The sequence below is a fragment of the Candidatus Symbiopectobacterium sp. NZEC151 genome, assembly GCF_025962655.1.
In the GTDB taxonomy this organism is placed as follows: Bacteria; Pseudomonadota; Gammaproteobacteria; order Enterobacterales; family Enterobacteriaceae; genus Symbiopectobacterium.
The window spans coordinates 1368721-1381203 of sequence record NZ_JAGFPE010000001.1; the positions used below are offsets into that span (position 1 = coordinate 1368721).

Annotated in this window: 11 protein-coding genes and 1 tRNA gene; 7 read left to right on the forward strand and 5 right to left on the reverse strand. The window is 51.0% G+C overall.

What is annotated here, in order from left to right:
• Positions 1-196: 196 nt before the first annotated feature.
• A complete protein-coding gene (gene umuD / locus J5067_RS06030) occupies positions 197-628 on the forward strand; it encodes a translesion error-prone DNA polymerase V autoproteolytic subunit (RefSeq protein ID WP_264642956.1) in 432 nt (143 codons plus the stop codon).
• A gap of 48 nt (positions 629-676) precedes the next feature.
• Here the strand turns inward: umuD and J5067_RS06035 are convergent, their stop codons facing one another.
• Positions 677-1174 (reverse strand): YgjP-like metallopeptidase domain-containing protein, encoded by a 498-nt coding sequence (locus J5067_RS06035; protein WP_264642957.1) that lies wholly within the window; start codon positions 1172-1174, stop codon positions 677-679.
• Positions 1175-1411: 237 nt separating this feature from the next.
• On the opposite strand from J5067_RS06035, the gene umuC reads away from it, so the two are divergent.
• Entirely contained in the window at positions 1412-2674 is a 1263-nt protein-coding gene (gene umuC, locus J5067_RS06040; RefSeq protein ID WP_264642958.1) for a translesion error-prone DNA polymerase V subunit UmuC, read from the forward strand.
• A 57-nt stretch (positions 2675-2731) separates the two neighbouring features.
• Here umuC and J5067_RS06045 read toward each other — a convergent pair whose 3' ends face one another.
• A complete protein-coding gene (locus tag J5067_RS06045) occupies positions 2732-3616 on the reverse strand; it encodes a LysR family transcriptional regulator (RefSeq protein WP_264628359.1) in 885 nt (294 codons plus the stop codon).
• A 142-nt stretch (positions 3617-3758) separates the two neighbouring features.
• Here J5067_RS06045 and J5067_RS06050 point away from each other — a divergent pair, with 142 nt between their 5' ends.
• From J5067_RS06050 to J5067_RS06070, 5 genes are all read left to right on the forward strand, one after another.
• Positions 3759-5012 carry an FAD-dependent oxidoreductase gene (locus J5067_RS06050; RefSeq protein WP_264642959.1) on the forward strand — a complete coding sequence of 418 codons (1254 nt, stop codon included), beginning with the start codon at positions 3759-3761 and terminating at the stop codon, positions 5010-5012.
• Between the two features lie 14 nt (positions 5013-5026).
• Positions 5027-6256, forward strand: a complete 1230-nt coding sequence (locus J5067_RS06055) for an MFS transporter (protein ID WP_264642960.1) — start codon at positions 5027-5029, stop codon at positions 6254-6256.
• A 304-nt stretch (positions 6257-6560) separates the two neighbouring features.
• Positions 6561-7619 carry an NAD(P)-dependent alcohol dehydrogenase gene (locus J5067_RS06060; RefSeq protein WP_264642961.1) on the forward strand — a complete coding sequence of 353 codons (1059 nt, stop codon included), beginning with the start codon at positions 6561-6563 and terminating at the stop codon, positions 7617-7619.
• 54 nt (positions 7620-7673) lie between these two features.
• Entirely contained in the window at positions 7674-8570 is an 897-nt protein-coding gene (locus tag J5067_RS06065) for a LysR family transcriptional regulator (protein WP_264650664.1), read from the forward strand.
• A 161-nt stretch (positions 8571-8731) separates the two neighbouring features.
• Positions 8732-8808, forward strand: a tRNA-Val gene (locus tag J5067_RS06070).
• A 450-nt stretch (positions 8809-9258) separates the two neighbouring features.
• Here J5067_RS06070 and J5067_RS06075 read toward each other — a convergent pair.
• The 3 genes from J5067_RS06075 to J5067_RS06085 form a co-directional block, all read right to left on the reverse strand.
• The gene (locus tag J5067_RS06075; RefSeq protein ID WP_264650665.1) at positions 9259-10761 is read right to left on the reverse strand and encodes a tripartite tricarboxylate transporter permease; all 1503 of its coding nucleotides are present in this window, start codon (positions 10759-10761) and stop codon (positions 9259-9261) included.
• Positions 10758-11228, reverse strand: coding sequence for a tripartite tricarboxylate transporter TctB family protein (locus J5067_RS06080; protein ID WP_264642964.1), 471 nt, complete (start codon positions 11226-11228; stop codon positions 10758-10760). Before J5067_RS06080 ends, J5067_RS06075 begins: the two co-directional genes overlap by 4 nt.
• Positions 11229-11298: 70 nt before the next feature.
• Positions 11299-12267, reverse strand: coding sequence for a tripartite tricarboxylate transporter substrate binding protein (locus J5067_RS06085; RefSeq protein WP_264642965.1), 969 nt, complete (start codon positions 12265-12267; stop codon positions 11299-11301).
• Positions 12268-12483: the final 216 nt, after the last annotated feature.

A 12483-nucleotide genomic window follows, 5' to 3' on the forward strand; every position in this document is an offset into this window, starting at 1 on the left:
CGTCATCGATAACTACGGTAGAAAAGCGTTTCTTGCTAATGTTGTGAGTGCATCCGACGGAGAACGCGTCACCATACTAATCTCGCCTTTAAATCATTCAGCATATCAGGCTATTACTGGAAACTATCAGAAAACCGCTTGATCGATGAGCATCGCACATATACTGTATTTATATACATATATAGAGAAAATCATCATGCCGTTATCCACTCCCGCACTGCTCCCACGCCTCAGCGTCAATACCGCTTCGTTGCCCTTTTTTATCGAACACGTCCCCTGTGGTTTCCCCAGCCCAGCGCAGGACTACGTGGAGGATCGGCTCGATATCAATCAACTGGTGATCAAGCACCCCAATGCCACTTACTTTATCCGTGTCAGCGGTGATTCGATGATTGATGCCGGCATTGGCAACGGCGACTTACTGGTGGTTGATCGGGCATTGACGGCACAGCACGGTGATATCGTGGTGGCCGCCGTGGACGGCGAATTTACCGTTAAGGAGTTGCGCACCCGCCCTTTTCTGCAATTGGTGCCGCATAACACGCGCTATTCACCGATACACTTTCAGCATGAGGAAGCGCTTGAGATCTTCGGCGTGGTTACTTTTACGGTAAAAGCCATGCGCTAGCGGGAGAAAACATCAAAATGCGTCTAGCGCTCGACGCATCACATTCGGTTAAATCAGCCCTTCTTCTTTACAGATCAACCATAAACGCATGTCAAACTCGTACTGATGGTAGTCCGGCTCCATGTGACAACAGAGCTGATAAAAGGCTTTGTTGTGGTCTTTCTCACGCAGGTGCGCCAGTTCATGCACCACGATCATGCGTAAAAAGGCTTCCGGCGCGTTCCTGAACAGGGTTGCTATCTTGATCTCATTCTTGGCTTTTAACTTCCCGCCATGATTTTTGGAGATAAACGTATTGGTGCCGAGCGTGCCTTTAACCGGATTTAACGCGCCGTCATACATAATTTTGGCAAGCGCGCTTTCCTTTTTCAGATAGCGGTTTTTAATGCCATTGACATACTCGTAGAGCTGCTTGTCATTTGTCACCGTATGCGTCGCTGGGTACTTTTGTTTAATCACCGCAGCCAGCTTGCCAGATTGCAGCAAGCTATCGACACTCGCGATCAGTTCTGATGGGTAATGCTTTATGTAATCCAGTTTGCTCATCGTGGCCGTAAACGCGTCAGTATCCGTGAATGCACAGGGCGAAAATTTACCGACATGCTAATCGATTTTGCTCACCGAGGCTATCATGGAGCATGTGTGTCATTTGCCTGCACGTGCGGCGAATAAAAATAGTTATCCCGCCCTATCAATGCATTGCTGGCAGCACATGCAATACCGCTTGATCGTCCCACCCTCACAAATGTACTGTATATAAATACAGATACAGAGATTTACACCATGTTTGCCCTTATCGACGTCAATAACTTCTATACCTCCTGTGAAACCCTGTTTCGCCCGGACCTGCGCGGAAAACCGGTGGTGGTGGTGTCCAACAATGACGGTTGCGTGATATCTCGCTCACGAGAAGCCAAAGCGCTGGGGATAAAAATGGCAGCGCCCTATTTCATGATGAAAAAAGCGTTTCCCGATGCGCAAATAGCCGTGTTCAGCTCGAACTACACCCTCTATGCCGACATGAGCAACCGCGTCATGGCCACGTTGTTTGAGCTAGCGCCAACGCTGGAAATCTATTCGATCGATGAAGCCTTTATGGATTTGTCCGGCGTCAGCAACGCCACGCCTCTTGCTCTGTTAGGCCAGCAGATCCAGCAAAAAGTGCTTAAAGAGATCGGGCTGCCGGTCGGCGTCGGTATCGCACAAACCAAAACGCTGGCCAAGCTGGCAAATCATGCCGCCAAGATGTGGCAAAAAACAGGCGGCGTGGTGGATTTGTCGAATACCGATCGACAGCGCAAGCTGCTGTCACTGGTGCCGGTCAGCGAGGTGTGGGGCGTGGGTCGGCGTATCAGCAAAAAACTCAATCTGATGGGCATAGAAACCGCGCTAAACCTGGCGGAAAGCCCAACCTGGCTGATTCGCAAACACTTTAACGTGGTGCTGGAACGCACCGTGCGTGAATTGCGCGGCGAACCCTGCCTCGGACTGGATGAGTTTGCACCAACAAAACAGCAGATCGTCTGTAGCCGTTCATTCGGTTATCGCATCACTGATTATGTCGATATGCATGAGGCTATCTGCGCCTACGCCGAGCGCGCCGCCGAAAAGCTACGGCAGGAGCAGCAATATTGCTGTCAGGTGAGCGTGTTTTTGCGCACCAGCCCACATGCCGATGGTGAAGTCTTCTATGGTAATCAGGCCTCCGGCAGAGTGAGTATTCCCACCAGCGACACGCGCGACATTATCCGTGTGGCTACTCAGGCGCTCGATCGCATCTGGACCAACGGACACCGTTACATGAAAGCCGGTGTCATGCTGAGCGATTTTTACAGCCAGGGCACGGCCCAGCTTAATTTGTTCGACACCAACCAACCGCAAGCCAATAGCGCGACGCTTATGCAGGTTATTGATCAGGTAAATACCTCAGGAAAAGGGGCGATATGGTTCGCCGGACAAGGCATTCAGCAGCCCTGGGCGATGAAGCGCAACATGTTGTCACCTGCGTATACCACCCGGTTTGCCGACTTGCCGATTGCAAAGTAGACGACAGCACTCACCAGCATGGCACGCACAACCCACTGCGGTAGAAACACGGCGCGATTATTGCGTCACCATATCCATGACCGGCGTCAGTAATTTATTTTTTCGGTTACGACGTAAAAAACTCAGGTATATCGATTTATTGATTTTCTGCTTTAGCGGAATAGTCACTACATGCTCACGTTTATATAAATCAACAATTGAGCTGGAAAATAGCGCAATGCCCGCATTGCTCTCAACCATATCCATCACAATATCGATCTGGCTACACTCTTTATACTGTCTGGGCTTAATACCCGCCAGAGAAAATGCCGTTGAAATAATAGAATATGCCCCCGTATCCTTTTGCGGCAAAATAACGTTTTCATGCGCCAAGTCTGACAAACCTATCTCCGATTTCGACGCCAGCGCGTGCTGTGGCGGCAACACCGCGACAACGTGATCTTCCAGCACGAGATGATGATCCAGCAGACCATCGTCAAGCTCCTCTTGTGACGGGGTACCGAACGCCGCCAGCAACGTTGTATTTTTCACTTTTTCAATCAGGGCATGGCTGGAGCCGTCGACAAAGGAGTAATTAATATTTTTGGCGGTCTGATTTAATGCCAGGAAGTTTTTAAAAAAATCCATACGCCCGACAGGCGGAATAACGCCGATAAAAGCATGATCTAATGTCCCCTGCTCCTGATGAGCATCGACGATCGCCATTAACTGATCGAATTCATCGACAATGCGCTCACAGCGCTGCGCAAAAATAGCACCAAATTCCGTCAGTGAAAAAGTGCGTGTCGTGCGGTTGATTAATTTGATGTTGATCTCTTGTTCTAATTTTGTAATTGAGTGTGTTAAGTTCGATTGTGAAATATTTAACATAATCGCGCTCTTGGTAAAACTGCCAACTTTACTAAGAACCTGAAAATGAATGATATTTTTAATATTCAACATGAAATGAAAAACCTTTTTTATCGAAATTATTAATAAATGATATCCATTATTTCAAAAAAAATAATGTGAGGCTAATCCCACTATCCTGATCGCTGTTCCGCAACTATAGCCGCCATCAATTTATCGGCGAACAGGAGTAACAATGCTTCAAAATAATTATGACGTTGTGGTGATCGGCGGCGGTGCCGGCGGTGTTGCAGCAGCCATTGGCGCAGCACAGGCAGGGAAAAAAGCGTTATTGGTGGAAAGAAACTCCTATTTGGGAGGGCAAGCCACGCATTGTTCAATTCCGACTTATGACGGCTTTTTTACGCGTCATGAAAATAGCGAACAAATAGCGGGCGGCGTCGCCAGCATGGTAATGGAGAAACTCAAACAATACCACGGCTGCGGCGAACCGCTGAGATCGCCATGGGGCAACGTTATGTTCCCGGTGAACAACGAAATGACCAAGATTGTATTGGAAGAGCTGGTCATGCAATCCGGTGCCCACCTGTTGCTAAACAGCCAGCTGTGCGACGTGGTGCGCAGCGGAAATACCATCAAAAGCATTACCTTACTGACCGATGGCGGCAAGATAAACATCACGGCACAGGCCTTTGTCGATGCCAGCGGCGATGGCAACCTGGTTTACCTGTCCGGTGCGGAACACACGTCACCCGACGTAGAAAACCTGCAATTCGGTTCGCTGCTGACACGCTTTGGCGGCGTGGCAAGCGATGCGGATGTCAGCCCGACAGCGCTGCGTGCCGCCATCGCCCAAGGCAAGGCGGCGGGCATTACACCGCTCAGCAAAGACAGCGGTTTTGCCATGCGTATCGTCGGTACCGAGGATGTCATCGCCATTCTGTGCAATGAGAAGGTGAACCCGCTCGACGCCGACAGCCTGACACAAGGACAAATTCGCGCACGCAAGCAGGCGATGGCCTATCTGGACACCTTCAAACGCTACTTGCCGGGTTTTGAACAGGCCTACGTCATCAACACCGGACCGCATATCGGTATTCGCGAATCGCGCCATGCGGTGGGTGAATATGCGCTGACCGGTGACGATGTGGTCAATGCCGCCACCTTTGACGATGCCATCGCACGCGGATGCTGGCCGATTGAACGCCATACCTCTGCCAACAAGATGCAGGTATATACCTGGATCAAAGATGACGGCTATTACGAAATTCCACTGCGCAGTCTGAAAAGTATCAATATCGATAATCTGTGGTTGGCGGGAAGAATTATTTCCTGCGACAACGAAGCCTTTGCTTCGGTACGCGTTATGGGTACGGCATTTTTAACCGGTCACGCCGCAGGTATTGCCGCCAGCATGAAAAACACGCCAACAGAAAACGATATAACCGCGATCCAAAGCGAATTAAAACGACAAGGCGCGCTCATTTAAATCAGGGAAACACAATGAAAACAGAAACGATGGTTCAACCTACCTCGCATATTACCCGAAAGCACATTACGATATTTGTGCTGGTGTATGCCTGCTATTTACTTTCCTTTTTTTCACGGTTATTGATTAACCCAATAATCCCCACCATTTCCGTCGACCTGGGGTTAACCAAGGCGCAAATGGGCGGATTTATGTCTGCCTTTTATCTCGGCTACGTGTTGACCAATCTGCCGGGAGGCCTGTTAACCGACAAACTCGGCTACCGTAAAGTGATTCTCGGTACCCTGTTGGCATTAGGTATCAGTACCCTGCTGTTTGGCACCGTGACCAGCTATAACACCGGCTTTATGATCCGCGTGCTGGCCGGTATCGGCTCCGGGGCCACGTTCTCCGCTTGCCTGCGTGCCATCTTTGAATGGTTCCCGAAAAACAAAGGGATGGCGACCGGCATTCTGCAAACCGGCACCACCGGCGGATTACTGCTGGTGAATCTGGCAGCACCGCCGTTTACCGAGCAGCACGGCTGGCAATACACCTTTTTTATTATGGGATTGATACCGCTGGTGTTCTTTGCGCTGTCCTTCTTCTACCTGCCTAACCCGGTGCAGACCGATAAGCCCAAAGCCAGTAGCGCCCCCTCAACGTTCTGGCGTGACGTGCTGTCGATGTTCAAGAACCGCAATCTGGTGTTACTGGGCCTCTCTGGCTTCTTTGCCATGGCTGCCACCTGGGGCACAGCATCATGGGCAAACACCTACCTGAACGGTCAACTGAACTTGTCACTGGTGACTGCCGGTTCCTGGATGTCGCTGTATGCCATTGCTTCCGTGATCGCCAAGCCGCTGACCGGCTCCCTGATGGATAAATTCCAACGCAAAAACAAGAAATATTATCTGTCAACATTGCTGCTGGTGCTGGTGCCTGCGCTGATGTGGTTTAGTCGCAATAACAGCGTCAGTGCGCTTTATGTGCTGATTCCGCTGTTAGGGATCACCGCCTTCGCTTACAGCCCGGTAATGAATACGTTTATCGGTGAGCTGGTTCCGGTAGAAAAAACCGGTGCGGCAGTGGGATTCCTTAATACCATTTGGCAATTGGGATCGTTATCCGCACCGATCGCTATGGGGATGATTCTGGACACCTTTGGTAACAGCTATTATTACGCCTTCTCTGCGCTGGCTGTCTGTGCGTTTATTTCTGGGATTATCGTATTGTTTATTTCCTTGCCCCAGAGTGAGAAATAAAAAAAGATGCCCGAATATAACGTTCGGGCATCGCGTTATTAGCCACACAGCGCGCTGTTCACTCTGCACGCCCACGTCGATAATCACGATAGCAATGGCAAACAGCATGCCTCACGTCGAGATTCATGAATTATACTCATTGGTGCATGCACATTTTGCTATCTGGTATCGGATTACGCGATGCGCTACGCTCGACGTAATACCGTGTCGCGCCGCCATAACACGACGATGCGCGCTAATCGCCAGCCGCATCATCCTTTTATTTCGACGCAGACCGTCAATCACGCCAAACAGAGAGCCTACCATGAAAACTATCGGTTACGCCGCATTGAGCCCCAGCACGCCGCTCACCCCGTTCACCTTTGAACGCCGCGCCCTGCGCGCCAATGATGTGGCTATGGAAATTTTATACTGCGGCGTGTGTCACTCGGATTTGCATACGGCACGCAACGACTGGGGTTGGACGCTCTACCCCGCCGTGCCCGGCCACGAAATTGTTGGACGCGTCACCCAGGTCGGGGCCGACGTTACCCGTTTTCGCGTGGGCGATGCGGTTGCAGTGGGTTGTCTGGTCGACAGTTGCCAAGAGTGCGACCATTGCCACCAGGGCGAGGAGCAGTTTTGCACCAATGGCAGAACCGATACCTATAACGCACCCGATCGCATTACCGGAGAAAACACCTACGGCGGCTACGCCAAGCATGTGGTGGTGCGTGAAGAGTTTGTGCTGCGCGTACCGGATACCCTGACGCTGGCGCATGTCGCGCCGCTGCTGTGCGCGGGCATTACCACCTATTCTCCGCTGCGCACCTGGAATGTCGGCCCCGGCAGCCGGGTTGGCGTCATTGGGTTGGGCGGTTTAGGCCATATGGCCGTCAAACTGGCGGCGGGTCTCGGCGCTGATGTTACGGTAATGAGCCGCACCAACAGCAAAGAAGCCGATGCGTTATCGCTCGGGGCTGACCGCCTTCTGGTCTCCAGCGACAGCGCTGCCATGGCGGCCGCACAATCCCATTTCGATCTGATTATTGATACCGTTCCGGTCAAGCACGACGTGAACCCCTACATGCCGCTGTTGAAAGTCGACGGCACGCTGGTGTTGGTGGGGCAAGTTGGCCCGCTGGCAGAACCGACCACGGTGCCGTTGATCCTCGGACGTCGACGTATCGCAGGGTCGCTGATTGGCGGCATCCGCGAAACGCAGGAGATGCTTGATTTCTGTGCGAAAAAACAGATCCTGCCCGATTGCGAAATGATTCGTATGGACCAGATCAACGAGGCTTTCGATCGTATGGAACGCGCCGATGTGCGTTACCGTTTTGTCATCGATATGGCCTCACTGCCTGCGCCCAGCGCACAGTAATCATCTGAACAACGCGCCGCCGCACAACGCCGGTGGCGCAAACCGGAAGGTTGCATGCTGAAAGAAAACTTCAACGATCTGATGTCATTTTTGGCGGTTGCCAGAGAGCGCAGCTTTACCAAAGCCGCCGCTCACCTTGGCGTATCGCAATCCGCGCTGAGCCATTCGGTACGCAGTCTGGAAGAGCGTCTGGAACTGCGATTACTCACCCGCACCACGCGCAGCGTCGCGCCGACGGAGGTCGGCGAACAGCTCGCAAGCCGTCTTGAACCACATCTGGCCGATATTGAAAACGAACTCATCGCGCTGCGCGACATGCGTGCACGTCCGGCGGGCAATATCCGCATCACAGCCGGTGAACACGCCACCGATTATGTGCTGTGGCCCATACTGAAATCATTCCTCGCGACCTATCCGGATATCAACATTGAAATCACGGTTGATAATGCACTCACCGATATCGTCAGCGAGCGCTTCGATGCCGGCATTCGTTTAGGCGAACAGGTGGCAAAAGATATGGTGGCGGTGCGTATCAGCCCGGAGATGCGCATGGCCGTTGTTGGCTCGCCCGCCTATCTTGAGCGCAACGGCGTGCCCTCATCCCCTCAGGCGTTACAGCAACACCGTTGCATTAATATGCGTTTGCCTACGCTGGGCGGATTGTATGCCTGGGAGTTTGCCCATGCCGGTCGCGAAATGCGAGTACGCGTGGATGGGCAGTTAACCTTCAACAGTTTGCGCCAGCGCATTGATGCCGCATGCCACGGTTTCGGCCTGGCTTACGTACCGGAAGATGCGGTTTCCAAGGAACTTGAAGCAGGCACACTGACGCGGGTGCTGGAAGAATGGTGCGCGCCGTTTCCCGGCTACTACCTTTATTATCCGACACGCAAGCAGCACCCCACGGCATTCGCCCTGTTTATCGATGCGATACGCTATCAGGATAAATGACCTACGGAAAACCGTGCAGCACAAACATTCAGCACTCGGTAAAAAAGCGGTAACAAAGCACTTGCCATCATGGGAGGACAACGCCATAATAGCGCCCACTCCTCCAGCGGGAGTGTCAAAAAATGTATCTAATCAACTAATTGATTGATACTACATACAGTACGACCATAGCTCAGTTGGTTAGAGCACCACCTTGACATGGTGGGGGTCGGTGGTTCGAGTCCACTTGGTCGTACCAATTCATGTTCTATAGACGCCTATCGATGTCTATAACACTCTGAAAAGAAGAAAAATTCTATCTTCTTTTATTCCAGTATAATCTATCGACGTCCACTCAAATCCGATGACTTTAAGTACACATTTAAGTCCATTTGAATGCGGGTGATTTCGGTTCCAGATTGTTACTGTTAGGCAGCACCACCGTGAACAAAAATCCAGCTCTGGTCCTTATCAGGAGCGACGATCATGGTACTTTCTGCTATAGCTCTGTTCGCCAAGCCGTGCTGACGTGCGCGATGCGTGAGTTTCCCGCATCAAGATGAGGCGAGTGACCGCAAGCGTCCGACATAGAGAATAAGCGAATCGGCATGAGGTATAGCAATCACTGACTCATCCAACGTTAGCCGTTATCCAGATACTGGCTGATACCACGTATTGCGCATGCATAAGCGATACGCCACAGGTGTCATTATTCAGTGAAAATATGCTCGCGCTTTGTTTTGATCGAAGGGAGTACAGTGATTGCTAGCAGCACCAATGCCATTAACAGCAAACACAGACTGATGGGTTCTTCGATGAAGACGGCATAACGTCCTCGCGACATCATCATGGCCCGACGCAGGTTTTCCTCCATCAACGGCCCGAGAATAAAACCCATCAGTAAGGGGGCTGGCTCGTAGTCATAAGCCACCAACGCGAATCCAATCAGCCCAAATAGCGCCGCCGTAAAAATATCGAATGAACTGCTCGCCACACTGTATATACCAATGCAACAGAACATAATGATAACCGGATACAGTAACCGATAGGGAATTCGCAACAGTTGTACCCATACCCCGACCAGTGGCAGATTGAGCGCCAGCAGCATGATATTGCCAATCCACATACTCGCAATCACACTCCAGAACAGAGTGGGTTGGTCCGTGATAAATTGTGGGCCCGGTGTAATACCGTGGATCATCATCGCACCCGCCATCAAGGCCATGGTGCCATTAGAGGGGAGACCCAGCGTTAATAAGGGAATAAACGACGTTTGAGCCGCTGCATTATTAGCAGACTCGGGCCCCGCGACACCGGCAATCGCGCCGTGACCAAATTGCTCAGGATTTGCCGACACCTTTTTTTCTACCGTATACGAACAGAACGTTGCCAGCGCCCCACCGCCACCGGGCAGCAGTCCAAACAGCGACCCAATCAGCGTACCGCGTAACACAGGACCCGCCGATTGACGGAGATCGTCACGGCTTAGCAAAACGCGCCCGTGGGGAATAACGTTGCCCGTAGATTGTTCCCGAAGGGAAACCACACGGATGATTTCGCTGATACCAAACAGCCCCATCGCCAACGCAACAAAACTGATACCGTCCGTGAGTTGGATAATGCCAAAGGTATAACGCTCTGTCCCTGAATTGACATCAACCCCCATCAATCCGAGCAGCATCCCTAGCACCATTACGGCAAACGCCTTAAGCAACGATCCCTGTGCCAGAACAATCGCACCGACAAGGCCAAGCAGCATTAACGAGAAATAATCAGCAGGCCCAAAAAGCAACGCCAGAGAGGAAAGCAGCGGCGCACAGAGTGCGATAATGATCGTCGCTACACTGCCTGCGAAAAATGAGCCAATCGCAGAGATAGCCAGTGCTGGACCTGCCCTGCCTTGCCGCGCCATCGCATGGCCATCGAGGCAGGTGATTACCGATGAGGTTTCACCTGGAATATTGAGCAAAATTGACGTGGTAGAGCCGCCATAGGCTGAACCGTAATAAATCCCCGCTAACATAATCAGCGCAGCACTGGGATCGAGTAAAAAAGTGAACGGCAGCAACAGTGCAATCGTCACCAAAGGCCCTACGCCGGGCAAGACACCGACAAATGTCCCTAGCAGGGCACCGAGAAAGCAATAGAAGAGATTATTCAGGGTGAATACGGCATCCAGACCGCTGGCAAAACCGTTAAACAATTCGCTCATTGCAGGGGCCACTCGTTAAACGGAATAGCGAGTACTTTTACAAAGAAAAGATCCGATAGTCCGGCCATAATAATCGCCAGGATAATAATCTCTTTGGTTCGCGTTTCTCGCGTACCCAGTGCAGCACCGGCAATAGCCAACGCACTGGATACAATCACTCCCGCTACGCTGATGATGTATCCAAACAGAATAATCACACCGAGAATAAAAAACAGCGGACGCACGGCTGAATGAAATTTATCGGTTTTCCAAACCTGGCTTAACGTTCCTCGCAATGCAATGATAAAACCCAACAGAGCAAGCAATCCACCAAGAAGCGCGGGAACATAGCCCGGCCCCATTTGCGATGCGTTTCCTACAGGGTATTTGACGATCGCTATCGTCATTGCAGCACTACCGATGAGCAGTAGAAACCCACCCGACACGGTATCGTCACGCGTATACAATAATGACTTATCAGACATCATGGATCGCTTCCGAAAAAGACCAACGAGAGCGTGATATCAGCAGGATAAATCCGTTATCCCGCTATCACGATTATTTTGCTTCAATGCCAGCCAGTTTCGATAAGCGTGCCCATTCAGCAATTTCGCTCTTCACAAAATCACGCAATGCCGGTGGCGCAATATTTCCATAGGGTTGATAGCCAAGCTCGGTCAATTTAGCGCGGATAGCCGGGTCGTTAATCGCCTGATTAAAGGCTAGGTTGAGCTTTTCCACCACGGGCTGGGGCGTCCCCGCAGGCGCAAAGACGGCTGCCCAGGCATTGGCATTGATCCCTTTGATACCGAGTTCATCCAATGTCGGTATAGTGGGATACTCCGGGAGACGTTCGGGAGAGGAAATAGCCAATATCTTCAATTTATTCGCTTTCACCAAGGGAGCCGTTGCCGCCATTCCATCAAACATTAACGCAACGCGACCAGCCACAAGGTCCACCAACGCAGGAGCGGAGCCACTGTAAGGGATTTCGACGGTATTAACACCTGCGATTTGATTAAACAAAATGGCTTTGAATCGCGTTGGTGAACCTTGCCCGGCAGACGCGTAATTATATTTACCCGGATTTGCTTTCAGCAGTTGGATCAACTCATCAACTGAATTAACCGGCAAACTTGCAGTGACCACCAGCGGCGAAATAAATTCGGCCAACAGAGCAACGGGTTCAAAATCCGTGACCGGGTTATAGGAGAGCCCCGCTATCTGTGACACGTTCGCTGCATGGGTCGATGAACTCCCCAAACCGATGGTATAACCATCCGGTTTAGCATTAGCAACAGCCAACGCCCCTAATGTGCCAGCCGCCCCGGGTCGGTTTTCTACCACAAGCTGCTGCCCGAGGATATCACTGACTTTAGGCGTAATATGCCGAATAAGGATGTCTTGGCCACCACCGGGATTGAATGGCACGATGAAGCGAATTGGTCGTTCGGGATAAGCCTGCGCGGTGAAAACAGCAGAAAACATTAGAAATAAAAAGAGGATAACACGACTAACAGTGTTCATTATTATTGCCCCTGTGCAATAAAAACCCATCGTTTAAAATGATATAAAACAGTTATCGATATAGGCTAATGCTTTTATTATCACTGAATCTGAATAAATTAAATTTCTAACCCCATTAAAATAAACCTCTCATGCAGTTTATTTTTTGTCAAAGCAAATTTTCTGCTTTGCTTTCTCAAAACCACACAGACAGACTGCAATCTGTTGCTCTTTGAT

Coding starts and splice junctions, on each gene's coding strand:
- J5067_RS06035 (WP_264642957.1), bottom strand. CDS start 1,174: ATGAGCAAACTGGATTACATAAAGCATTACCCATCAGAACTGATCGCG.
- J5067_RS06065 (WP_264650664.1), top strand. CDS start 7,674: ATGCTGAAAGAAAACTTCAACGATCTGATGTCATTTTTGGCGGTTGCC.
- umuD (WP_264642956.1), top strand. CDS start 197: ATGCCGTTATCCACTCCCGCACTGCTCCCACGCCTCAGCGTCAATACC.
- umuC (WP_264642958.1), top strand. CDS start 1,412: ATGTTTGCCCTTATCGACGTCAATAACTTCTATACCTCCTGTGAAACC.
- J5067_RS06055 (WP_264642960.1), top strand. CDS start 5,027: ATGAAAACAGAAACGATGGTTCAACCTACCTCGCATATTACCCGAAAG.
- J5067_RS06060 (WP_264642961.1), top strand. CDS start 6,561: ATGAAAACTATCGGTTACGCCGCATTGAGCCCCAGCACGCCGCTCACC.
- J5067_RS06045 (WP_264628359.1), bottom strand. CDS start 3,616: ATGTTGAATATTAAAAATATCATTCATTTTCAGGTTCTTAGTAAAGTT.
- J5067_RS06075 (WP_264650665.1), bottom strand. CDS start 10,761: ATGAGCGAATTGTTTAACGGTTTTGCCAGCGGTCTGGATGCCGTATTC.
- J5067_RS06085 (WP_264642965.1), bottom strand. CDS start 12,267: ATGAACACTGTTAGTCGTGTTATCCTCTTTTTATTTCTAATGTTTTCT.
- J5067_RS06080 (WP_264642964.1), bottom strand. CDS start 11,228: ATGATGTCTGATAAGTCATTATTGTATACGCGTGACGATACCGTGTCG.
- J5067_RS06050 (WP_264642959.1), top strand. CDS start 3,759: ATGCTTCAAAATAATTATGACGTTGTGGTGATCGGCGGCGGTGCCGGC.